This window comes from Dokdonia sp. R78006 (assembly GCF_042466145.1).
Taxonomy (GTDB): domain Bacteria; phylum Bacteroidota; class Bacteroidia; order Flavobacteriales; family Flavobacteriaceae; genus Dokdonia.
Genome location: NZ_JAXHBU010000001.1, coordinates 1,407,512 through 1,430,409 on the forward strand (window position 1 = coordinate 1,407,512; position 22,898 = coordinate 1,430,409).

Below are 22,898 nucleotides of genomic sequence, written 5' to 3' on the forward strand. Positions count from 1 at the left end.
ATCACATAATTGCAATCGCAATAATAAAGCCGCTACTGGAAACAGTAGCGGCTTTTGTTTTTATGGATTATCTTTGAGCTTTAAACTTATTAAACCATTTATTTATGTACTCAGTTGTTCAATTTGTCCATTCGTACTGGGCTTACCTTGTAGTTATCGTTCTTGTGGTTGCCACATTTAATGCACTCACAAAATTCTTTGGAAAAAAAGAGTATGGCGGAAAAGATATGAGCTTAGCTTTATTCACCCTTATAACGATGCACATACAACTGCTTATAGGTCTTGTGCTGTGGTTCGTGTCTCCTAATGGATTACAAGCTATAAAAGCAAATGGTATGGGAGGACTCTCTAGTCAAGCAAGACAACTTGCGGTAGAGCATCCATTTTTAATGATTATTGCAGTGGTGCTTGTAACCATTGGTTATTCTAAGCATAAAAAACAACGCCTATCTACGCCTAAATTTAAGAAGATAGCCATATTTTATACACTTGCACTTATCGCAGTGCTAGCAATTATACCATGGAATCAGTGGTTTTAATAGCCATTGATTAACTATTTATAAAGGTTATTATTACGCTTTTGCGAAAGCGTACTAGAAAATAGAAAGCCCAAAATCATATTGATTGCGGGCTTTTAATTTAAATAATAAGATTAATCAGAGAGTTCTTTCTTAATCAAATAAATATATACTGGGAAGTGGTCACTATAGCCACCTGTATAGCCACCATTTGCAAAACTTCTGTAAGGATATCCTTTATAACGACCCTTGGGGTTGCTCAAGTAGCTTTTGTTGTAAATGCCAGCTTTATAATATCTGAAAGAGGTGTAGTCATCATCTAGTAGCGGCGCACTTATAATTATCTGGTCAAAGAGGTTCCATCCATCGCGATACGCAAGGGTTCCTATGCCCTTTTTAAATATGGATTCCATTGGGTTATAAAGTTCTTTATCTCTTACTTTTTTAATCTTGTGTTGTGTTTGTAACACTTTTTTCACACTAGCATTTGTAGGGTCATCATTGAGGTCTCCCATGATAATAATCTTTGCATAAGGATCATTGCTTTGTAAACTGTCTGTGATTTTCTTAGTTAGTGAAGCTGCGTCCATTCGTTTTTTTCTGCTCTTCGCTTCTCCGCCAGATCTAGACGGCCAGTGGTTTACAATGATATGTATCATATCACCATCTAGTAAGCCAGATACAAGAAGCTGATCCCTTGTAAACTTACGTTTTGATGAATTATCAATCTCGTAAATGAGTAACTCATGCTTGCTAGTAAATAATGGCTTAAATAGCCTCTTTTGATACAACAGCGCTACGTCTATACCTCTCCTGTCTGGAGAATCGTAATGCACGATACCGTAATCTTTCGGCAGTAATTGTGGGTCATTTGCTAGTGCTTCTACAGTTTTTCTGTTTTCGATTTCTGCTAGTCCTATGATGGCGGGGCTATTTTTTGTAACGTCTTTACCTATATCTGCAATTACTCTGGCGATGTTGCTCACCTTGTCTTGGTATATCGTCTCGGTCCAATGATCCTTTCCCTCAGGTGTACGATCATCATCATAAGTGATGGGGTCATTGATGGTGTCAAATAGATTTTCGACGTTATAAAATGCTATAGTGTGAGCTCTATATTTATTGGTTTGTTGCGCTTTCGCGAAAGCGTAAAAACATAACAATATCACAAGTAATGATAATCTCTTGGATTTTAATTTTTCAGAAAGCATTTGTGTTTTATGTAAGATTTTTCGTAATATGCAAATCAAATGTAATGAATTTCAGCGCTTTACGATTTTAAAACTTTCGTCTAGTAATATTTAAAACTGAGATATCACATGAACTGGGAGCTATGAACAAAAATTTATTACGTTACGCTTTCTTATTATTTAGCGGTGTATTGTGGTCTCAAGCACAACTTAAAGGAACGATAATAGACGCCATCAGTTCACAGCCAGTTCCAGAGGTGAGTATAAAAATCCAAGGGGCTAATAGCAATGCAAAAACGGATGCACTTGGTGTATTTATATTGAACAATATTGAGTTGTACGGAGATCAAATTTTAATTGTAGAAAAAAACGGCTTCGTTACAAAGAGGCTACCTGTCATTATAAATGATAAAGAACTATTAGAACTTCAAATTGTAACCCTAGACGTCGATATTACTGAAGAACAACGGCAGATAGGATTAATCTCATTATCAGAAAATGATTTAATTAGTGACGATACGCAAGAGAGTTTTAATACCTCAGGATTATTATCTGCTGGACGAGATGCTTTTTTGAGTGCGGCTGCATTTGATTGGAGTGCTACCTTTTTCCGGCCAAGAGGGCTAGATAATGCAAACGGAAAACTTCTCATTAATGGGATAGAAATGAATAAACAGTTTAACGGGCGCCCGCAGTGGGGAAGTTGGGGCGGACTTAATGATGCACAGCGCAATCGTGAGTTTACACAAGGATTAAAAGCGAGTGAGTATAGTTTTGGAGGGCTAGCTGGTGTAACAAATATAATCATGCGAGCATCTCAGGAGCGAAAAGGAGGTAGGGTTTCATATGCCGCAGCTAGTGCTTCTTATCAAGGTAGAATAATGGGAAGTTATAATTCTGGCTTATCTCAGAAAGGATGGGCTTATGGCGTATTGTTGTCTCGTCGTTTTGGTAAAGAAGGTTTTCAAGACGGTACTTTATACGATGCCAACTCTATATATCTATCTGTAGAAAAGAAAATAAATAATAACCACAGTCTTAATTTTTCTTCCTTTTACACACCTAATCGCCGTGGTCGTGCTTCTTGACTTACACAAGAACAAGTTAATCTTAAAGGACGCACTTACAACCCATATTGGGGTTTTCAAAATGGAGAGCAGCGAAATGCTAGAATGCGCAAAATTGAAGAGCCAGTATTCATGATTAACCACTACTGGGGTATAAGTGATAAGACAAGTATTAATACAAATTTAGGGTATCAAGTAGGCACTATAAAAAGTGGTAGAATAGATAACGGAAGCCTTAGGAATCCAGCGCCAAATTATTATCAGCTCCTGCCTAGTTTTGCACTTCAAGATTCAAGTCCTACTGCGGGAGATTTTCAAACAGCATATTTACTGCAACAAGACTTCATAAATGATGGTCAGCTAGACTGGGAGTCAATATATCAAGCTAATATAGGAGGAGGTAACTCAAAAATAATTCTTCAAGATGATGTGGTGGGAGATAAACAAATATCTGCAACTATTATTTTGAACTCTCAGCTCACTGACGCAATTACCATAAATGGAAATCTTTCTTATAGAGATTTGAAGAGTGAAAACTATGCGCAGGTAAGTGATTTACTTGGAGGCGAGGGATTTCTTGATATAGATAATTTCTCTGTAAGCGAGAGTCAGGATGGTCAAGAAGGCGATCTTGCACAAAGTGATGTGCGTAACCCTAACCGCATTGTTCAAGTAGGAGATCGATATAAGTACAACTATAATATCAATTCAAGTACAATAAGCGGATTTGCTCAAGCACAGTTTACTTTTAAGAATACAGATTTTTTTATTTCTGGCACGGCAAGTACTACAAGTTATCAGCGAGAGGGATTATTTGAGAACGGAAATTTTGTGGGTGAGAATTCCTTTGGACCAAGTGAGAAACTTTCATTTACAGATGGAGGATTAAAAGCCTGTGCGACTTATAAATTTACAGGTAGACATATAGTAACAGTAAACGGAGCTTACTATACCACTGCTCCTTCCATTAGAAATAGTTTTAGTAATGCTAGACAAAATAATGATGTAGTAAATAACCTAACATCAGAACAAATACAAAGTGTGGATGCTAGCTACATTTATAGATCGCCTATTGTAAAAGCACGTCTCACAGGATTTTATACAGGCTTTCAAAACGGAACTGATTTGGGATTCTTTTTTACTCAAAATTCGATAGCACAAACGGAGGCATCTTTTGTGCAAGAAGTGCTTACTAATGTTGCGCGGCAAAATATAGGCGTAGAAGTAGGAATAGAGGCGCAGGTATTACCTACGCTCAAGTTAAAGGCAGCTGCATCTGTAGGTCAATATACGTATGCAAATAATCCAGATATCTACTACACTTCTGATGATTTTGATGGACCTCAGACTTTTGGAGATGGGAAAGTTATATTCAATAATTTGCACGTTGCTGGCGGGCCAGAAAGAGCCTATCAACTAGGTCTTGAGTATAGAGATCCAGATTTTTGGAGTTTTGGGATCACCGTAAATCATTTTTCTAATGCTTACATAGACATTAGTAATCTAGCACGTACAGCAAATTTTAACCAAGACATAGACGGTCAGCCATTCAACGATTTTGATACGGATGTGGCCAAGGGTTTGCTTAGACAATCACAAATAGATGATTACAATCTCGTAAATATTATAGGTGGGAAATCTTGGAGGATAGGAAGTTACTTTGTAGGCTTTTTTGCAACAGTAAATAACGTGCTCAATGAAAATTATATTACGGGTGGCTTTGAAGATTCTCGTAGAGTAAATTATAGGTCAAAACTTGAAGAATCTGAGCGAGCGACTCCCATTTTTGGCGATCGGCTATTCTTTGGGAGAGGAACTACATACTACGCAAATGCTTACGTTAGATTTTAAACTTTAAAATTAAGATGATGAATTTAATCCAGAAACTATCAATAGGTGCCACGATTGTCTTAATTATAGGCTGCGTAAATGATGATGAGTTCACAACACCGCTGCTTGAAATCACTGAGCCAGCTCTAGACGGAGAAATAATCACCATCGCACAACTAGTAAATCTCTATGAGCAAGCTGTTTTGAGTGAAGCAGATAATCTTGGTATCAATGCTACTAGCGAGGCAGATATTACAGCCTTACGTAGCACATTTAGACTTGATCTTTCTGAAACCAATCGTTATGTAGAAGGTTTTGTGATAAGTAGTGATGCCTCTGGAAACTGGTTTGAAGAGCTCATCATACAAGATGCAGCAAGTAGTCCTACAGCAGGTGTTCGCGTACTTATAGATGAAAGTCCGCTGTTTACCTATTATGAAGTGGGTCGCAAGGTATTTGTAAAGTTAGGTAATGCAACACTAGACAATCAAGCTATAGGAGGTTTGTGGATAGGAGATAGTAACGGAGTATTAACGCTAGGCATGACAGATAATCTAGACAAAATCCCAGCGCCAGCACAGTTTAGCTTTATGCAGAGATCAACCATTATTGAAGAGATAATTCCGCTGGAGGTTACTATAGAAGATTTTAGTAATGAGTTAGAAAATATATTCGTCAAGCTCACAGATGTTCAGTTTATAAAGGAGGATGTCATTGATGGGAGTGTTACCTATGCGGGAGAACCTCTTGATGAGTTTGATGGAGAGCGAGAACTGGTACATTGTGCGACTGGGCAATCCACTATTGTAAGTACAAGTACCTTTGCAAATTTTAAATCCATATTGCTACCAGATGGAGTTGGCAGTATATCTGGAGTGCTCACACGTAACTTTTTTGGAGACACGTATAACCTTGCGATTAATGATCCAGAAGCCGTCATTTTTGATGGGACAGACCGCTGTGATCCCGTAGAAATAGATTGCGGCTCAGCTAGTGGAATGGGAGAAAATATACTATTTGAAGAGTTTTTTGAGACGCAAACTAATAACAACCCTATAATAGGCAATGGCTGGACTAATTATCAAGAAGACGGTACACAAGCATGGGAGGCATATACCAGCACAGGTCAAAATGCCTCATTAGGTAGGTCTGCGAGAATTGCATCTGCTTTTTCCGGAGATGCGAGAACGGTGTCTTGGTTAATCACTCCGCCATTAGATTTCACATCAAATACGGGAGAAACCTTACGTTTTAGAACCTCAAATAGTTTTGCAGACGGCAGTAGGTTGACCATACTTTTTTCTAACGATTGGGATGGCGATGTCACAACAATCGCTGCTTCTACTTGGGATGTGCTAGCCGCAGCAGATATTGTGGCAGATAATGATTTCTTTGGAAACTGGATTGACTCTGGTATTGTAGATCTCTCTTGTGTCACAGGTACTGGCTATGTTGCATTTAGATATAACGGATCTGGAAATGCAAGTTTTGACGGTACTTATGAACTTGACGAGATTCAAATTAAAGCAAATTAGAAATCTTTTTATTCAGGTCTTTTAGATAAAATACTATACACAGGAAAATGATCGCTATAGCCGCCTAAATATCTTTTTCCTGCATAGGTGCGGAAGGGTGTTCCTTTAAACTTCCCTTCATATTCTGTGAGGAAAAAGTCATTGTAAATATCTGACTTCTCGTAAAGAAGTGTGTTTTCGTGTAGCTGTACAAAATTGTTCGAAAAGATAATTTGATCAAAAATGAACCACTCAAACCTATAGTTTAAACTTCCCTCATATCTTGTTCCTAAGTACAGCATAGGGTTATAAAACTCAGTTTTAACGAGGTTGTTTTTTACGCTTTCACTGTGTGGCCCGTCGTTAAAATCGCCCATAATGATAATCTTCACTTTATGGTCTTCATTCATGAGTTTATTAATAACTTCCCTATTGCGCTGAGCTGCTGCAATGCGCTTTTGTGAGGTTTCATTCTCACCAGATCTTCGCGAAGGCCAGTGATTTACTAGTATGTGAACAGGATTTCCTAAAAGTTCTCCTTGAACATAAAGAATGTCACGCGTATAGTCTCTGCCACCTTCATCGGCTTCTAGGTAGAGTGTGATGGGCTCACTCTGTGTTACTTTAAAATCTGCTTTTTTGTATAGTAAAGCTACGTCAATACCACGCTCATCTGGAGAGTCATAATGAACAATATCATAGCCTTCATCTTTGAGGTTGTCTGTCGCAATAAGTGATTCTAATACGGATCTATTTTCCACTTCGGCAACTCCTAGGAGAGAAGGTGAGGTCTTAGTGTCATCCTTTCCTATGTTTGAGATGACTTTAGATAGTTTGGCTATTTTCTTATTAAACTTATAGCTATTCCACTCCTTAAAACCGTTCGGTGTGAAGTCGTCATCTAGCGTTTTTGGGTTGTTTGTCGTGTCAAAAAGATTTTCTAGGTTGTAAAAGCCTACTGCACATTGTATTTTTTCTTGTTGCGCTTTCGCGAAAGCGGAATCATCCTCCATAATGAATAGTGTCTATGAGTGTTACAATTTAGTCAAAAAGACTGCAATCCATTTGCTACCTTTGTTAATATGATCGAAACAGAAAAAATAGATTATGAAAAGTGTGTGCTGGTGGGGCTAGTTACCCAAAAGCAATCACACGATAAAATGACGGAATACCTTGATGAACTTGAGTTTCTTGCTTATACAGCAGGAGGTGAAGTTTTAAAGCGTTTCTCTCAAAAATTAGAAAAACCTAATCCCAAAACTTTTATAGGGACAGGGAAGATGGAAGACGTTGCTGCATATGTAGAGCAGCACGATGTGGGTACTGTGATCTTTGATGACGAACTTACTCCCGGACAACAACGTAACATAGAAGCAATCTTAAAATGTAAGATTGTAGATCGCACCTATTTGATACTTGACATTTTTGCTCAGAGAGCTCAAACGAGTTATGCACGCACACAAGTGGAGCTTGCTCAGTATGAATATTTGTTGCCTAGACTTACAGGTTTATGGACACACCTTGAACGCCAGCGTGGAGGTATAGGTATGCGTGGACCTGGAGAGACAGAGATTGAAACAGATAGGCGTATTGTGCGTGACCGTATTACCTTGCTTAAAAAGAAGATGCTTACTATAGATAAGCAAATGGCTACCCAGCGTGGTAATCGTGGTGCACTTGTGAGAGTAGCTCTCGTAGGTTATACGAATGTGGGTAAGAGTACCCTCATGAATGTAATAAGTAAGAGTAAAGTATTTGCCGAAAATAAACTTTTTGCAACCTTAGATACTACCGTACGTAAAGTGGTGGTAGGGAATCTTCCTTTTCTACTTTCAGACACGGTAGGATTTATACGTAAGTTACCTACACAGCTAGTAGATTCTTTTAAAAGTACGCTTGATGAAGTGCGTGAGGCAGATTTACTACTGCATGTGGTAGATATTTCTCATCCGCAATTTGAAGATCACATTAATGCTGTAAACCAGATTCTTGATGAGATTGAGAGTATGGATAAGCCTACGCTTATGGTTTTTAATAAGATTGATGCGTATACGGCAGAGGCTTATGATGACGAAGATCTTATGGTAGAGCGCACTGGTGCACACTATACGCTTGACGAGTGGAAGGAAACATGGATGTCACGTACTAATGGTGATGCTATCTTTATCTCTGCACTTAACAAAAATAACTTTGAGGAGTTCAGAAAGAAAATCTACGAACGCGTAAGAGAGATTCACGTAACAAGATTTCCTTACAATGCTTTTTTGTATCCAGAATATGAGGAGCAAGTGGGAAATAGCGAGGAAGAATAGGGTTATTTATTCTTAATAGCGTAATAGAAAAAATCGAAGGCTTTCTTAGGGCCTTCGATTTTTTTTTGCTCAAAAGCGATGGTTGAGCTTTTACTATTATTCTTGATTTTTTGAAACCTCTCATAAAAGACTAATCCGTAAATAGTACCTTTACCTCAAAATAATATTATATGCTTATTATAGGAATAGGCGGTGGTACCGGAAGTGGTAAGACTACCGTTGTAGATCAGATTGTGTCAGATCTACCAGAAGGACAAGTAACAGTAATTTCTCAAGATTCTTACTACAAAGATCTCTCTGCATTATCGATGGAAGATCGTAAGAAGGTGAACTTTGATCACCCTAACGCAATAGATTTTCCTTTGCTTTGCCAGCATCTTGTTGAGCTTAAAGAGGGAAGAAATATATTACAACCTATGTATTCATTTGTTGCACATAACCGCATTGATGAGACCGTCCTTACGAGCCCTACAAACGTGCTTGTGGTAGAGGGGATTCTTATTTTGACAGATCCTAATATTCGTAATCTTTTTGATATTAAAGTATTTGTGCATGCAGATAGTGATGAGCGTTTAATACGCCGTCTTAAGAGAGATATTGCAGAGCGTGGTCGTGATCTAGATGAGGTGTTAAATAGATATCAAACTACACTAAAGCCCATGCACCAGCAGTTTATTGAGCCTACAAAGGAGTTTGCAGATATCATTATACCTAATAATAGGTACAATACAGTGGCTGTAGATATCGTTCGTAGTATCATAAACGAACGATTACATTAAGGTTTTGTTATATTTACAACAATGAACATCAAGGAACTAAAACAGAAAAAATGGTTTAGAATAATGAGCAATAAATACTTGCTCATTTTTTTCATTTTTATAGTGTGGATGCTGTTTTTTGATGGAAGTTCTTATTTGTTACACAGAGAGCTCAATCAAGAATATGATAAGCTGGAAGGTAATAGAGCATACTTTAAAAAGGAAATAGCAGAGGATAATGCACAAATCTTACAACTTAAAGATAGTGCAGGTTTAGAAAGATTTGCTCGTGAAGAATACCTTATGAAAAAGGATAACGAGGAGATTTATATAATTGAATATCAGGATAGTTTATCTACAGAGAATGAAGACTAATTTATTTTCAGAATTTGACGCAGTTTCGGCAAAGGCTTTCAAGCAAAAAATACAGTTTGACCTCAAAGGGGCAGACTACAATGAGACGCTTGTCTGGCAAAGTCTAGAAGGAATACATGTAAAGCCTTTTTATCACAGTGATGAAATAAAAGAAACCGTCGCTGTTCAAGCTCCACAACAATGGTTTATAGGAGAGAAAATATTTATAGTAGATGCGGCTAAGTCGGCGCAAACGGCAAATAAAGCTATAGACAACGGAGCAGAGGCTATCTACTTTCAGGCAGAAACTTTGTTTGATCTTGAGCTGTTATTTGAAAGTTTAAAGCATAAAGGAATCCCTCTTTATTTTGAGCTCAGTTTTCTTGATGAAGATTTTTATAAACGTTTTCACGCTTTCGCGAAAGCGTATCATATCACCACAAAGCTCGATATCATTAATCATCTTGCACTTGATGGTAACTGGTATCACAATTTGCAAAAGGATCACGATATAGTGAGCAGTTTGCTAGAGGGAGAAGAAAGTAAACTTACTGTAGATACCACCTTATATCAGAATGCTGGTGCCACTATGGTACAGCAACTAGCTTACGGCATAGCTCATCTTACCGAATATTTAAATCATTGTGAGAAAGAGAAGCTTAGTGTAAATCTTGTCACTTTTGAAGTTGCAGTAGGAACTAACTACTTTTTTGAAATTGCAAAGCTAAGAGCACTCAGAAAGCTTGCTGCGGTAGTGCTGTCTGCATTTAACTACATGGATGCAGCTATTAGCATAATTGCGCACCCATCAAGACGCAATAAAACGATTTACGATTATAATATAAACATGCTGCGCACCACTACGGAGTGTATGAGTGCTGTGCTAGGTGGCGCAGACTGGGTGGTAAATATGCCTTATGATGCACTATATCACAAGACTAATAATTTTGGACAGCGCATTTCTCGCAATCAGCTCATTGTACTTAAAGAAGAAAGCTATTTTGATGTAGTTCAAAACCCTGCAGATGGTTCTTATTACGTAGAAGAGCTTACCTCGCAATTGGCTGAAAAAGCGCTTACTCTTTATAAAGATATAGAAGCGCAAGGAGGATTTTTGAGACAACTTAAAGAAGGGACTATCCAGCGTAAAATAAAAGAAAGTGCTGCAAAGGAACAGGCTAAGTTTGATGAAGGAGAGTTGATTCTTTTGGGGACAAATAAACATCCTAATCCAAAAGACGTAATGAAAGGTGAGTTAGAAATTTACCCTTTTGTAAAAATTAATCCTCGTAAAACATTACTGGAGCCTATAATTGCAAAACGCCTAGCTGAGGCATTAGAACAAGAACGTATTAAAGCAGAAAAGTAGTCTTATGAAAAAAGTGTATAACCTTATTGTTGCAATAATTATAGCAGTTGGAGTGGTATCATGTGAAAATCAAGCTTCACTTGAGTATAAACACGCAGATAAGGAACAAGTAATTAATTGTGAAAATGAAAATAATGCACTGCTTAATGAAGCACTGTACCAATTTGAACAAGATATTACAAATGCCTATGATCCAGAATCACAATTGATTAATAAGGCCTATGCAAATTTTTTATATGCTGGTTTTTCGGGAGTAGCAGAATATGAGCGATTAGCTACATCACATACTTTAGCAATAAGAAAGGAACTTGTAAAAGAAGGATTTATAAAAGACGGCGGATTTAAAAGTAATCTAGTGTATGATAATATTTTATGTGTTCTTAAAAATATAGAGGATCCGCAGCTTGCTCTTATGATAGAAGCGCTTGTTGATTCAAACACAATGGATCCAAAATTATTTAATTCTCGAATGAGAAATTTTGCATACAAATCTCAATCAGATAGATATACGGCTTTATATGTGGCTTTGGATACTTATTATCAACAGCTTACAATGACTGAGATTCCTGTAAAAAAAAGTAATGAGTAGAAGAAATATTCAACATATCACACTTTCTTCCCAAGAAGAAAATTCTCCTTCATTAGCAGAAGTTAAGATCACTACTACTGCAGAGAAGATTGATGTAAAGTCTCGTTATACAAAGGATGATGTGCAAGGGTTGGAGCATCTTGATTTTATTGCAGGTGTTGCTCCTCACTTAAGAGGTCCCTATAGTACGATGTACGTGCGTCGTCCATGGACGATACGACAGTATGCAGGTTTCTCAACTGCCGAAGATAGTAATGCGTTTTATAGAAGAAATCTCGCTGCAGGTCAAAAAGGGCTTTCGGTAGCTTTTGATCTTGCCACGCACCGTGGTTATGATAGTGATCATGAGCGCGTAGTAGGTGATGTAGGTAAGGCTGGTGTTGCGATAGATTCTGTAGAGGATATGAAAATTCTCTTTGATCAGATACCGCTAGATAAGATGTCTGTTTCAATGACTATGAACGGTGCCGTGTTACCTATTATGGCATTTTACATTGTAGCAGCTCAAGAACAAGGAGTGGATCCTGCACTGCTTTCTGGAACCATACAAAATGACATTCTGAAAGAGTTTATGGTGCGTAATACGTACATATATCCACCTACTCCTTCAATGAGAATTATCTCAGATATATTTGAATATACGGCTGCAAACATGCCTAAATTTAATAGTATATCTATCTCAGGATACCATATGCAAGAAGCCGGCGCTACTTGTGATATAGAACTTGCTTACACACTCGCAGATGGTCTAGAATACATAAAAACTGGACTCGCTGCAGGTATGGATATTGATAGTTTTGCTCCAAGATTATCATTTTTCTGGGCAATAGGGATGAACCACTTTATGGAAATTGCCAAAATGCGTGCAGCACGTATGCTTTGGGCAAAAATTGTAAAGCAATTTAATCCCAAAAACCCTAAATCTCTCGCTCTTAGAACGCACTGCCAGACAAGTGGGTGGAGCCTTACGGAGCAAGATCCTTTTAATAATGTGGCTCGTACTACCATTGAAGCTGCTGCTGCTGCCTTTGGAGGTACACAGAGTTTACATACAAATGCACTGGATGAGGCTATTGCCTTACCTACAGATTTTTCTGCGCGTATTGCAAGAAACACACAGATATTCTTACAGCAAGAAACGCATATTACAAAAACAGTAGATCCTTGGGCTGGTAGTTATTATGTAGAGTCACTTACAGATGATATTGCTCACCGAGCTTGGGAGCTTATTGAAGAAGTTGAGGAGCTAGGTGGAATGACTAAAGCGATTGAGGCTGGGATTCCTAAACTGCGTATTGAAGAGGCCGCTGCTAGAAAGCAAGCACGCATAGATAGTGCGCAAGATATTATTGTAGGAGTAAATAAATACCGACCTACAGAAGATGAGCACCTAGATATTCTTGATGTAGATAATACAAAAGTAAGAGAAGGGCAGCTTAAGCGTTTAGCAGATATTAGGGCAGCTCGTAATACCGAAAATGTAAAAAAAGCCCTCGCTGCACTTACAGAAGCGGCTCGTACGGGTAATGGTAATTTACTTGCACTGGCGGTTACAGCTGCACAGGAGCGAGCAACTTTAGGAGAGATTTCAGATGCGCTGGAAGATGTATATGGAAGGCACAAAGCACAAATCCAATCCTTTAGTGGTGTATATAGTAAAGAGATGAAACAAGATCCCGCTTTCGCGAAAGCGCAACAACTCGCAAATGAGTTTGCCGAACAAGATGGGCGTCGCCCAAGAATTATGGTTGCCAAAATGGGCCAAGATGGTCACGACCGTGGTGCCAAAGTGGTAGCGACAGGATATGCAGATATAGGATTTGATGTAGATATTGGTCCGTTATTTCAAACGCCTAAGGAAGCAGCAAAACAAGCAGTGGAAAATGATGTGCATATTTTAGGAGTGTCATCACTTGCGGCTGGTCATAAAACATTAGTGCCTCAAGTAATCGAAGAGTTGAAGGCGTTAGGAAGACCAGATATTATGGTAATTGTAGGTGGGGTTATTCCACAGCAAGATTATCAATTTCTATTTGATGCTGGTGCTGCAGCTGTTTTTGGTCCTGGAACAAAAATTAGCGAGGCTGCAATAGGTCTTCTAGAAATCATGATGAACTAATGAAGCATTACCTTCTTATATATCAATACGTAGAAGATTACCTCGAGAAGCGCACGCCGTATCGCCCAGATCATTTTACGCTTGCAAAAGAAGCAGTTGCTGCTGGTTATTTATTATTAGGTGGCGCCACAGAAAACCCTGCAGACCAGGGAATCTTAATTTTTAAAGTGTCTGATAAAAGTATCATAGAAGACTTTATCTTTCGAGACCCTTATGTGCAAAACGGCATCGTTTCTTCTTGGAAAATTAAAGAGTGGAATGTGGTTGTAGGCAGTTTACTAGAGCTGTGATTTTCTATTAATCATCACCCCAAGAGCTTCCGCTATTATGAGATTTGAAAAAATATTCTGGACGCGTTTCAATAAAATCTGTATCGTTAAACTCAAATAAAGAAGGATCTACCTCGCCACGCTGTATACTTTTTACTTTGTTTTCTTTGGTGTTTAGTTCATTAAAGACTTGGGTTATCTTGTCTTTCCATCCCTTTTCTGAGAGATTAGTTTTATTGTCAATCCCATTATCTCCAGTGTTTTTAGAGACCTTAAAAAGTAATGGGAAGTGCACATTTTCTGGCATGTTAGGAAAAACTAATGCTATCATTTCTCGTCTTACTTTAATCTCATCGGTATCAAAATTCTCTTGACGGATACTAAGATTGCTGTATAGCTTATAGTCAAGTTGGAGAGATTCAATCTCTAGTGCATTTTCTTTTGCGACAATAGCAGTATAATCGTTTAAGAAGCTATAGGTGTAATCGTAAGATGCTACAATAGGTGCGTATGGGAAGGTGTCTCTAGCTAATGCATTTTTATACCCTTCAATAGTGTATGTTGTCCATTTTGCTCCTCCATATGTGTTATATAAGATAACTTGGTCCTTATCATAATTTACGATGATACCAGCTTTATCACCTAGGAAGCCATTACCGCCTTGGTGAGTTTGCTCTCTTCGTATACTCTTTACATCTATGTGAAATGTAACTTCGGTTTTTGTGTTGCCTTCAATATTTTCAAGAATAATTTTGCCCACGAAAGGCTCATTTGTGTCACTTAGTTCTATAATTGGAGTTTTAGTTTCTGATGAGAAACCACAAGAATTGAGAACACAGAGTGCTACTAGTAATAAGAGAAAGCGAAGTTTTTGTATCATAATAAAGCTTGCATGTAATGTCAAGCAAACTTAGCAAAAACGACTTGTTATAAAAGTCTCTTTAGAAATATACTCTTACAAAAGGTTGCCATGCATCTGCATAAACAGAATCATCATTATCAAAAAGCACATTGTAACGCACTCCGATAGCGCCTAGGCTATTTCCTCCTACGTTAAGACGGTATCCCGCACCAAGAAAAAGTGCAGTATTCCAAGAGTTTGGAATATCTGGTTGTCCAGAAACCGATTGAAAAACGCGAAGCTGCTCAAACTCTCCAGAAAGCTGTAAGAAATCAAGAGGATTGGAAATCACAATAGCACTTGCTCCCACAAGTGTAGTTTTAAAATCACCAAATTTTTGATAGGTATAGTTAAGCCCTGGTCCAAAGGCAACATATTGATTGGGTTGGTATAACGCACTAGGCGCAACCGTGATATTTGTATTGTTTCGGCCAAAATTTAATCCTAATCCACCACCAAAACGCACCTTACTCCAGAAATCACTTTTTGGTGTAGTAGTAGTCTGTTGTGCAAAAAGGGTGTTGTTTCCTAATAACAGGAAACTAAAAACTAATATAGCGCAGGAAATTCTCTCTCTCATTGTTAATCGTATCATAATTAAGTGTTATAAATATAAGGATTATATGGACGAAAATGTTAATTATTGTATTTTTGCATCTCTATTGTCTCAAGACGCAGAACAAAAATATCAAATGGATAGATTTTCATTTCTGAATGCCGCACATACCGCTCACTTTGCTGAGCTTTACGATCAATATTTACTAAATCCAGATAGTGTAGAAGCTAGTTGGCGCGCTTTTTTCCAAGGTTTTGACTTTGGAATGGAGAATGCTGAGCCAGTTTCTGACGATTCAGGAACAACTCCAGCTGCTATTCCAGAAGCAATACAAAAGGAGTTTCAAATTGTAAAATTGATTGATGCTTATCGTAACAGAGGTCACCTCTTTACGAAAACAAACCCTGTGCGTGAACGTCGTAAGTACGCACCTACTCTTGAAATAGAAAACTTCGGGTTGTCACAAGCTGATATGACTTTACAGTTTGAAGCTGGATCTATTTTAGGTCTAGGTAGAACTAGCTTACGCGAAATTGTTAATCACCTTGAAGCTATCTATTGTGACCACATTGGGATAGAGTATATGTACATACGTAACCCAGAAGAGATTGCGTGGATACAAAACTGGCTTAACAAAAACGATAACCACCCAGAATTCTCTGCCGAAGAGAAAAAACATATTCTTAAAAAGCTTAATCAAACAGCTTCTTTTGAAGGATTTTTACATTCTAAATATGTAGGTCAAAAACGTTTTTCTGTTGAAGGACTTGACGCTATGATTCCTGGATTAGACACGCTTATCGAGCGTGGCTCAGATAATGGAATCGAACAGTTTGTAGTGGGGATGGCTCACCGTGGTCGCCTTAACGTTCTTGCAAATATCTTCGGAAAATCGCCAGAGGCAATTTTCTCAGAATTTGACGGTAAAGAATATGCAGAAGATGAACTTTTTGATGGTGATGTAAAATATCACATGGGTTGGACGAGCTTTCGCGAAAGCAGTAAAGGAGAAAAAATCCGTATGGATCTAGCGCCTAACCCGTCTCACCTTGAGACTGTAGGAGCAGTTATAGAAGGAATGTCTCGTGCTAAGATTGATAATCAATTAGGTGGAGATGAGAAGAAAATACTACCTATAGCAATACACGGTGATGCCGCAGTTGCTGGGCAAGGTATTGTATATGAGATTGTGCAAATGGCACAACTAGAAGGTTACCGTACTGGAGGAACTATCCATATTGTAGCGAATAACCAAGTAGGTTTTACAACAAACTATCTAGATGCAAGGTCATCTACATATAGTACAGATGTTGGTAAAGTAACATTATCACCAGTACTACACGTAAATGGAGATGATGTGGAGTCTGTATGTCATGCATTTGCATTTGCATTAGACTTTAGAATGAAATTTGGTCGTGACGTATTTGTAGATATTTTAGGATATCGTAAGTATGGACATAATGAAGGTGACGAGCCACGTTTTACGCAGCCACTTTTATATAAGGCAATTGCAAAACACGCAAGCCCGAGAGACATCTATGCAGAGCGCCTTATTAAAGAAGGTGTGATACAAGATGGACATGTAAAACAACTAGAAAAAGAATACAAAGACGATCTAGAAGAAGACTTAGAGGAGTCACGTAAAAAAGATAAAACAGTCATTACTGAGATTCTTGCAGATGACTGGGAAGGGTATGAGTTAGGTAGTAGAGAAGATATTCTTGCTCCTATTGATACTACTTATGATCAGAAAAAGCTAGACACCATTGCAAATGGTATTACAAAGCTTCCTGAGGATAAAAAATTTATACGCAAGATCCAGCGTATTGTAGCAGATCGTAATAAACAATATACAGAGACTAACAAGTTAGACTGGGGTATGGGTGAGTTACTTGCTTATGGTTCACTAATGGAAGAAGGTTTTAACGTGCGTATATCTGGTCAAGATGTAGAGCGTGGTACGTTCTCTCACCGTCATGCTATTATTAAGACAGAAGATGATGTTGAGGAGATTAATCTTCACAATCGTCTAGGCGTTGCTGGTAGAATGGATATTTACAACTCACTACTTTCTGAGTATGGTGTTGTAGGTTTTGATTATGGTTATGCAATGGCATCCCCAAAAACGCTTACAATCTGGGAAGCTCAGTTTGGAGATTTTTCAAACGGTGCTCAGATTATGTTAGATCAATACATAAGCGCTGCAGAGTCTAAGTGGAAGACACAGAATGGTCTTGTAATGTTATTGCCTCATGGATATGAAGGTCAAGGTTCTGAGCATTCAAGTGCTCGTATGGAACGTTACCTTCAGCTATGTGCTACAGATAACTTAATCATGGCAGACGTAACGACGCCAGCAAACTTCTTTCACCTGCTTCGTCGCCAGATGAAGTGGAATTTTAGAAAGCCACTTGTTGTTTTTACACCTAAATCATTATTGAGACATCCTCTAGTAGTAAGTAGTAAAGAAGAACTTGCGACTGGAAGCTTCCAAGAAGTTTTTGATGATGTAACTGTAGATAAGAAGAAGGTTACTTCTCTTGTATTTTGTACAGGTAAGTTCTACTATGATTTATTAGAACGACGTACAGAAAATGGACGTGAAGATGTAGCATTGGTGCGTATCGAGCAATTATTCCCGTTGCCACAAAAGCAACTGGAAGAGATTATTGCTAGTTATCCTAATGTAACAGATTATGTTTGGGCACAAGAAGAGCCTAAGAATATGGGAGCTTGGGGTTATATGCTTATGAATTTTGAGCAAGTAAAACTTAGAGTAGCTTCGCGCCGCGTGTATGCCTCACCAGCAGCAGGTAGTAGTACAAGATCTAAAGCACGTCATAAAAAAGTAATAGATAGCGTTTTTGATGCAACACTAGTCTAGTATATATTCAATTTTGAGAATATTGCTAATAAAAAAACACCATAATGACAGACAAAGTGCTGTTTACATGGATATTAATGAATTAAACTCCGCTTTCGCGAAAGCGTAATTATAACAACTATGGTTTTAGAAATGAAAGTCCCTTCACCGGGAGAATCCATCACAGAAGTTGAAATCGCACAATGGCTCGTTGCAGACGGCGATTATGTAGAAAAAGATCAGGCTATTGCCGAAGTAGATAGTGATAAAGCAACTTTAGAGCTACCTGCAGAAGCAAGTGGAGTAATTACTCTCAAAGCCGAAGAAGGTGATGCTGTTGAGGTGGGCGCTGTTGTGTGTCTTATTGACACATCTGCAGAAGCTCCAGCAACTACTACCTATGAAGGTGGTGACGAAGGTGGCGGTGATGCAAATGTCGAAAAGAACCTTAAGAAGGAACAAGCAAAAACTCCAGACACTGGAGCAAAAGCTCCTGCTGAAACTCAAAAAACATATGCATCTGGATCTGCTAGCCCTGCAGCAAAGAAAGTGCTTGCAGAAAAAGATATCGACCCTAAAACTGTTACAGGTACAGGTCGTGATGGACGTATCACTAAGGATGATGCAGTAAATGCTAGACCATCTATGGGAACTCCTGGACCAGGAGCTCGTGGAGAATCTCGTACTAAATTATCAATGTTACGTCGTAAAGTAGCAGAGCGTCTTGTAGAGGCAAAGAATACTACTGCAATGCTTACTACGTTTAATGAGGTAAACATGCAAGCTATTTTTGATCTTCGTAAGGAGTACAAAGAAGACTTTAAAGCTAAGCATGGTGTAGGACTTGGATTTATGTCTTTCTTTACACTAGCTGTAGTAAGAGCATTAGAAATGTATCCTTCTGTTAACAGTATGATAGATGGTAAGGAGATGGTCACTTTTGATTATAAGGACATCTCTATCGCTGTATCTGGACCTAAAGGTTTAATGGTGCCTGTGATGCGCAATGTGGAGAACCTTTCTTTTAGAGGCGTAGAGAGCGAAGTAAAGAGACTTGCAATAAGAGCTCGTGATGGACAAATCACAGTAGATGAAATGACAGGAGGAACGTTTACTATCTCTAACGGAGGTGTATTTGGTTCTATGTTATCTACTCCAATAATCAATCCACCACAATCTGGAATTTTAGGAATGCACAATATTGTTGAACGCCCTGTTGTAATAGATGGTGGTATTGTTGTAGCGCCTATTATGTTTGTGGCACTATCTTATGATCACCGTATAATCGATGGTAAAGAATCAGTAGGATTCTTAGTAGCAGTAAAAGAAGCGCTAGAAGATCCTATCAATATATTAATGAATGGAGATATCAAGAAAGCATTAGAAATGTAATATTGATATTATCTTAACTTTCAAAAAAGTCTGCTCTCGAGCAGGCTTTTTTTTATGCGCAAAAAAAACACCTATCGGTACATCGATAAGGTGCTTTTCGGTTGGGGGACCTTAGAATAGTCGTCAGAGCATTATTAAACTGTGTATAATATGCTATAAAGTTTCTTCCAAAAAAACAAATTACAAGTACTTAATAAAACATATCCTCTTGGAAGAGAACTGTAGGGTGTTATAAAGATAGGAGTGGATGGAGGTAAAATTTTACGCATTTCCTTTATTTGCGTGTTTTTATTTAAAATTTATTTTAAATAAGGCGTAAATCAGCTAGTAGTCGTATGAGATGTATGGTTGTTTTTGCCCCAAACTCCGTGCGTAACTCGCGTAGTCGCTTCTCAATACTACTCCTGCTAAAGGGTTTCATATTTTTAGATTTAAAATAATGCTGTATTTCATCTTGTGTAGCACCATCTGCTAGAAGACTCAATAGTTCAATGTCATAGTTGTTAAGTTCTACCAAGTTTTTTTGCTTAACGTTATCGGCAAGATGTTGAGAGATGTATTTCTCACCCTTTGCGACTTGTTCTATGGCCTCTTTAAGGTTTTCTAGCCCTCGTCTATCCTTGCATACATAACCATCTAGTAAACCAGACTTCCAGAGGCTGTCAAAGCGTTGAGGATGATCTTCCATAGTGTAGACGATTACTTTTATAGTAGGGTCTACATCTTTTAGTGCTTTAAAAAGATGCTCTCCAGAGGTAAGACGTTCTTTTCGGTAAGATTCTTTGAAGGAAAGATCTGTTATTAAAAGATCAAAAGGAGCATTGTCTTGAATTGCCATTTTAAACTCTAAAAAGGCCTCATCACAATATTCAACGTGTACGACTTCTGGTATTTTGAGCTGTTTAAGAATAGAAGAGACACCCAGTTTAATGTTATCTATATCTTCTGCCGCTAGTATTTTTTTAAACATGGTACCGTAAATTAAATGGGAATTGATAATTCTGCTCTAAAACCTTCGTCTATGGCAGAGTCAAACTCTATTTGTCCTCCTAAAGATTTTAGACGGGTTTGTGTATTTAATAAGCCGCTGCCGCGATTATCTCGTGATAGTGACACCCCTTTGCCATTGTCACTGTAATTAATTTCTAAAAGTTTATCTACACTTTTAAATACAAGTGCTACAAGAGAAGCTTTACTGTGCTTCCTCATATTAGTCATTAATTCTTGAAGTACTCTGTATATTTCGATTTTCACTTCTGGTTTAATAACATTCCAGTTTATAGACTCAAGACCCCTCAATATAAGTTTACGTTCTGATGAGGTATACGTTTGCAAGTTCATTGCAAGTTCAGTTGGAAAGTTCTCATCAGTCTGTATAGGTTTTGTCTCTCTAGAGAGATCCCTACTTAATTTGTAGATATCCTCAAGTCTATCTGCCACAGCCGGAGAATGTATTTCATTTTCAACCTCGTTCATTACTAAGTATATCTCGTTTGCAAGCTCATCGTGAAGTTTTTTTGCGATACGCTTTTCTGTTTCATAACGGTCTAATAGTCGCTGTTTTTTTGATCGCTCACGCTGGTAAAGTATAAAAACAACACCAATGATTAAAAGACCTCCTATACCTGCGAGAGCCCAATTTATCTTTCTAATTGCTACACCCTCTCTCAGCTGTGAAGCTGTAATTTCTTTTAAGGCCATGTTCTCTCTTTCTTCGGCCTTTTCTACATCATAACGAAGTTTTGCAAACTCAAACTTAGCGTTGTTTTGTGCTTTAGTCAGAGAGTCTGATAAGGAGGTGTATTCTTCAAAAAGCACATTAGATTCTTTGGTTACAGGTATTAAATAGTCAAGTGCCTTTATAACAGCTTCTGTATTGTTAGCTTTGGAAGAAATATTATAAGCTTGTTGCGCGTGATATGCAGTTTCTTGGGTGTTTTTTAATGCCATATAAGCTTCGGCGAGGTGTATATGACTTGCATATGTTCCTGGTATGTCATCTATACCACTTCTCAACGCTAATGCTTCCTTTAATAGTGGTATAGCGTCATCGTGTCCAGCACGTGATTTTGCAAATCCATAATTATCTTTAAGACGGAATAACGTGTTAGGAGATATACTGTCTTTATATAAAAGACCTACTTCTAGCTGCTGTATAGCCCCATCATTATCGCCAGACTTTAGGAGTGTGATGGCATAATTGTTAATAAGGGAAGCCTTGCTACTTGTGTTATTTGCAATTTGTAATGCCTTTCGATGATATCTTATGGCTTCTTGCCACAAGCCACGCTCTCTATATACCCTACCTAGAATGTCATAAAACCAAGAAATTTCTGAGGGATCTTTTAGTGCATCGCTATAGTCAAGGGCATTAACAATAGTATATTCTGCTCCGTCTATATCACCAAGACTGGCTTGTATATAGCTAGCCTTTTTTGAAATTCTTATAACCTGCAGGCTGTCCTTTATCTCACTAAAGAGCTCTATCGCGTGCACATAGTTTGTAAAAGCGTCAGAGGTATTCTGTTTCTTTTTATAAAAGTCACCTAACAGAGAATAAGATTTAGCAATAAAACTTTTGTTTTTAAGTCTTGTGGCTTCATATAACAACCTTTTACTTTGGGTAATAGCTTGGTCGTATTGCTTATCGTAATTATACAAGCTACACCTATAGTCTAGTTGCTTAAGATATACAGAGTCTGATACTTGTTTTGACCAGAAAGTAGCCTTTTCATTTGCGGCGAGCCTATCTTTGTAAGATTCTTTTTTTGTGCGGCTCAACTTCTTGTAATACAGTAAGCTATCCTCAGCTGTATGTTTTTGAGGTGGTAAGGCGCTGTAAGCAGTAAAACTATACAGCAAAAAAAGGGATGACAGAACAAGCTGTTTCATCCCTCTAATATACGAATAAGGAAAAAATATTAAGATAGAAATAGTCTAATTACCATCTTTATCTTCCTCTGTTTCTTCATTGTTATCATCCTCTCCCCAAGTGCTTTCTATGTGGTCACTTTCTTCTGTTACGGTATCTGGAGTACATGCTGTAAATGTAACTCCCATAAATAAAAATGCTAAGATGTAAATAGTTGCTTTCATAATTTTAATGTTTCAGGGTTATATACTTCTGTAAGAAAAATCTTAACAAACAAAGAGAAATGATGCATTTTATGGATTTCCTTTATGAAACCTAATGCTATTTATCGTTCTTTGTGCGCTGATTATCTTTTAGATACGTAAATATCTAGCTTGTTAAGAGTGCTAGATGGAAAACCGATGGAAAATACTTTCCAATCCCTA

General features: G+C 37.9%; 20 protein-coding genes. 13 read left to right on the forward strand and 7 right to left on the reverse strand.

Features of this window, described 5'->3' with window-relative positions:
- The first annotated feature begins 104 nt into the window (after positions 1-104).
- The gene (locus SJY37_RS06410; protein ID WP_298322615.1) at positions 105-539 is read left to right on the forward strand and encodes a hypothetical protein; all 435 of its coding nucleotides are present in this window, start codon (positions 105-107) and stop codon (positions 537-539) included.
- 113 nt (positions 540-652) lie between these two features.
- Here SJY37_RS06410 and SJY37_RS06415 read toward each other — a convergent pair whose 3' ends face one another.
- Entirely contained in the window at positions 653-1,729 is a 1,077-nt protein-coding gene (locus SJY37_RS06415; protein ID WP_298322612.1) for an endonuclease/exonuclease/phosphatase family protein, read from the reverse strand.
- A gap of 122 nt (positions 1,730-1,851) precedes the next feature.
- Between SJY37_RS06415 and SJY37_RS06420 the strand changes: the two genes are divergently transcribed.
- From SJY37_RS06420 to SJY37_RS06430, 3 genes are all read left to right on the forward strand, one after another.
- Complete coding sequence (locus SJY37_RS06420; protein ID WP_379952907.1) at positions 1,852-2,796, forward strand: carboxypeptidase-like regulatory domain-containing protein; 945 nt, start codon at positions 1,852-1,854, stop codon at positions 2,794-2,796.
- 84 nt (positions 2,797-2,880) lie between these two features.
- Positions 2,881-4,626 (forward strand): hypothetical protein, encoded by a 1,746-nt coding sequence (locus SJY37_RS06425; RefSeq protein WP_379952908.1) that lies wholly within the window; start codon positions 2,881-2,883, stop codon positions 4,624-4,626.
- 14 nt (positions 4,627-4,640) lie between these two features.
- Positions 4,641-6,140: a DUF5689 domain-containing protein gene (locus SJY37_RS06430; protein ID WP_298322607.1), complete on the forward strand. Its 1,500-nt coding sequence runs from the start codon at positions 4,641-4,643 to the stop codon at positions 6,138-6,140.
- Between the two features lie 8 nt (positions 6,141-6,148).
- Here SJY37_RS06430 and SJY37_RS06435 read toward each other — a convergent pair whose 3' ends face one another.
- A complete protein-coding gene (locus SJY37_RS06435) occupies positions 6,149-7,132 on the reverse strand; it encodes an endonuclease (protein ID WP_298322602.1) in 984 nt (327 codons plus the stop codon).
- Positions 7,133-7,201: 69 nt separating this feature from the next.
- Between SJY37_RS06435 and hflX the strand changes: the two genes are divergently transcribed.
- The 7 genes from hflX (at position 7,202) to SJY37_RS06470 (ending at position 13,910) form a co-directional block, all read left to right on the forward strand.
- Positions 7,202-8,431, forward strand: a complete 1,230-nt coding sequence (gene hflX, locus SJY37_RS06440; protein WP_144782857.1) for a GTPase HflX — start codon at positions 7,202-7,204, stop codon at positions 8,429-8,431.
- Positions 8,432-8,601: 170 nt separating this feature from the next.
- The gene (gene udk, locus SJY37_RS06445; RefSeq protein ID WP_013750357.1) at positions 8,602-9,210 is read left to right on the forward strand and encodes a uridine kinase; all 609 of its coding nucleotides are present in this window, start codon (positions 8,602-8,604) and stop codon (positions 9,208-9,210) included.
- 63 nt (positions 9,211-9,273) lie between these two features.
- A complete protein-coding gene (locus SJY37_RS06450) occupies positions 9,274-9,564 on the forward strand; it encodes a septum formation initiator family protein (RefSeq protein ID WP_317047396.1) in 291 nt (96 codons plus the stop codon).
- Positions 9,554-10,912 (forward strand): methylmalonyl-CoA mutase subunit beta, encoded by a 1,359-nt coding sequence (locus SJY37_RS06455; RefSeq protein ID WP_298322598.1) that lies wholly within the window; start codon positions 9,554-9,556, stop codon positions 10,910-10,912. The genes SJY37_RS06450 and SJY37_RS06455 overlap by 11 nt, the downstream gene beginning before the upstream one ends.
- A 4-nt stretch (positions 10,913-10,916) precedes the next feature.
- Positions 10,917-11,501: a hypothetical protein gene (locus tag SJY37_RS06460; RefSeq protein WP_379952909.1), complete on the forward strand. Its 585-nt coding sequence runs from the start codon at positions 10,917-10,919 to the stop codon at positions 11,499-11,501.
- A complete protein-coding gene (scpA, locus tag SJY37_RS06465) occupies positions 11,494-13,620 on the forward strand; it encodes a methylmalonyl-CoA mutase (protein WP_298322592.1) in 2,127 nt (708 codons plus the stop codon). The genes SJY37_RS06460 and scpA overlap by 8 nt, the downstream gene beginning before the upstream one ends.
- Positions 13,620-13,910 (forward strand): YciI-like protein, encoded by a 291-nt coding sequence (locus tag SJY37_RS06470; RefSeq protein ID WP_298322589.1) that lies wholly within the window; start codon positions 13,620-13,622, stop codon positions 13,908-13,910. Before scpA ends, SJY37_RS06470 begins: the two co-directional genes overlap by 1 nt.
- Before the next feature lie 7 nt (positions 13,911-13,917).
- Here the strand turns inward: SJY37_RS06470 and SJY37_RS06475 are convergent, their stop codons facing one another.
- Together SJY37_RS06475 and SJY37_RS06480 are read right to left on the reverse strand one after the other, a co-directional pair.
- Positions 13,918-14,769, reverse strand: a complete 852-nt coding sequence (locus SJY37_RS06475; RefSeq protein ID WP_298322586.1) for a hypothetical protein — start codon at positions 14,767-14,769, stop codon at positions 13,918-13,920.
- A gap of 61 nt (positions 14,770-14,830) precedes the next feature.
- Positions 14,831-15,385 carry an alpha-ketoglutarate decarboxylase gene (locus SJY37_RS06480; RefSeq protein ID WP_298322583.1) on the reverse strand — a complete coding sequence of 185 codons (555 nt, stop codon included), beginning with the start codon at positions 15,383-15,385 and terminating at the stop codon, positions 14,831-14,833.
- Between the two features lie 97 nt (positions 15,386-15,482).
- Between SJY37_RS06480 and SJY37_RS06485 the strand changes: the two genes are divergently transcribed.
- Both SJY37_RS06485 and odhB read left to right on the forward strand, forming a co-directional pair.
- Positions 15,483-18,230 (forward strand): 2-oxoglutarate dehydrogenase E1 component, encoded by a 2,748-nt coding sequence (locus SJY37_RS06485; RefSeq protein WP_298322580.1) that lies wholly within the window; start codon positions 15,483-15,485, stop codon positions 18,228-18,230.
- A gap of 120 nt (positions 18,231-18,350) precedes the next feature.
- Positions 18,351-19,601: a 2-oxoglutarate dehydrogenase complex dihydrolipoyllysine-residue succinyltransferase gene (odhB, locus tag SJY37_RS06490; RefSeq protein WP_298322577.1), complete on the forward strand. Its 1,251-nt coding sequence runs from the start codon at positions 18,351-18,353 to the stop codon at positions 19,599-19,601.
- 304 nt (positions 19,602-19,905) lie between these two features.
- On the opposite strand, the gene SJY37_RS06495 is transcribed toward odhB, so the two are convergent.
- From SJY37_RS06495 to SJY37_RS06505, 3 genes are read right to left on the reverse strand one after another with little or no spacing between them, the layout of a single operon-like run.
- Complete coding sequence (locus SJY37_RS06495; protein WP_298322574.1) at positions 19,906-20,571, reverse strand: DNA-binding response regulator; 666 nt, start codon at positions 20,569-20,571, stop codon at positions 19,906-19,908.
- A gap of 11 nt (positions 20,572-20,582) precedes the next feature.
- Complete coding sequence (locus tag SJY37_RS06500) at positions 20,583-22,493, reverse strand: tetratricopeptide repeat protein (protein WP_298322571.1); 1,911 nt, start codon at positions 22,491-22,493, stop codon at positions 20,583-20,585.
- Between the two features lie 45 nt (positions 22,494-22,538).
- Positions 22,539-22,697, reverse strand: coding sequence for a hypothetical protein (locus SJY37_RS06505; RefSeq protein WP_298322567.1), 159 nt, complete (start codon positions 22,695-22,697; stop codon positions 22,539-22,541).
- Positions 22,698-22,898 lie beyond the last annotated feature (201 nt).

What these genes read in the sequence shown, in the direction of transcription:
- SJY37_RS06410 (WP_298322615.1), top strand. Translation starts at nt 105, where the DNA reads ATGTACTCAGTTGTTCAATTTGTCCATTCGTACTGGGCTTACCTTGTA.
- SJY37_RS06415 (WP_298322612.1), bottom strand. Translation starts at nt 1,729, where the DNA reads ATGCTTTCTGAAAAATTAAAATCCAAGAGATTATCATTACTTGTGATA.
- SJY37_RS06420 (WP_379952907.1), top strand. Translation starts at nt 1,852, where the DNA reads ATGAACAAAAATTTATTACGTTACGCTTTCTTATTATTTAGCGGTGTA.
- SJY37_RS06425 (WP_379952908.1), top strand. Translation starts at nt 2,881, where the DNA reads ATGCGCAAAATTGAAGAGCCAGTATTCATGATTAACCACTACTGGGGT.
- SJY37_RS06430 (WP_298322607.1), top strand. Translation starts at nt 4,641, where the DNA reads ATGATGAATTTAATCCAGAAACTATCAATAGGTGCCACGATTGTCTTA.
- SJY37_RS06435 (WP_298322602.1), bottom strand. Translation starts at nt 7,132, where the DNA reads ATGGAGGATGATTCCGCTTTCGCGAAAGCGCAACAAGAAAAAATACAA.
- hflX (WP_144782857.1), top strand. Translation starts at nt 7,202, where the DNA reads ATGATCGAAACAGAAAAAATAGATTATGAAAAGTGTGTGCTGGTGGGG.
- udk (WP_013750357.1), top strand. Translation starts at nt 8,602, where the DNA reads ATGCTTATTATAGGAATAGGCGGTGGTACCGGAAGTGGTAAGACTACC.
- SJY37_RS06450 (WP_317047396.1), top strand. Translation starts at nt 9,274, where the DNA reads ATGAGCAATAAATACTTGCTCATTTTTTTCATTTTTATAGTGTGGATG.
- SJY37_RS06455 (WP_298322598.1), top strand. Translation starts at nt 9,554, where the DNA reads ATGAAGACTAATTTATTTTCAGAATTTGACGCAGTTTCGGCAAAGGCT.
- SJY37_RS06460 (WP_379952909.1), top strand. Translation starts at nt 10,917, where the DNA reads ATGAAAAAAGTGTATAACCTTATTGTTGCAATAATTATAGCAGTTGGA.
- scpA (WP_298322592.1), top strand. Translation starts at nt 11,494, where the DNA reads ATGAGTAGAAGAAATATTCAACATATCACACTTTCTTCCCAAGAAGAA.
- SJY37_RS06470 (WP_298322589.1), top strand. Translation starts at nt 13,620, where the DNA reads ATGAAGCATTACCTTCTTATATATCAATACGTAGAAGATTACCTCGAG.
- SJY37_RS06475 (WP_298322586.1), bottom strand. Translation starts at nt 14,769, where the DNA reads ATGATACAAAAACTTCGCTTTCTCTTATTACTAGTAGCACTCTGTGTT.
- SJY37_RS06480 (WP_298322583.1), bottom strand. Translation starts at nt 15,385, where the DNA reads ATGATACGATTAACAATGAGAGAGAGAATTTCCTGCGCTATATTAGTT.
- SJY37_RS06485 (WP_298322580.1), top strand. Translation starts at nt 15,483, where the DNA reads ATGGATAGATTTTCATTTCTGAATGCCGCACATACCGCTCACTTTGCT.
- odhB (WP_298322577.1), top strand. Translation starts at nt 18,351, where the DNA reads ATGGTTTTAGAAATGAAAGTCCCTTCACCGGGAGAATCCATCACAGAA.
- SJY37_RS06495 (WP_298322574.1), bottom strand. Translation starts at nt 20,571, where the DNA reads ATGTTTAAAAAAATACTAGCGGCAGAAGATATAGATAACATTAAACTG.
- SJY37_RS06500 (WP_298322571.1), bottom strand. Translation starts at nt 22,493, where the DNA reads ATGAAACAGCTTGTTCTGTCATCCCTTTTTTTGCTGTATAGTTTTACT.
- SJY37_RS06505 (WP_298322567.1), bottom strand. Translation starts at nt 22,697, where the DNA reads ATGAAAGCAACTATTTACATCTTAGCATTTTTATTTATGGGAGTTACA.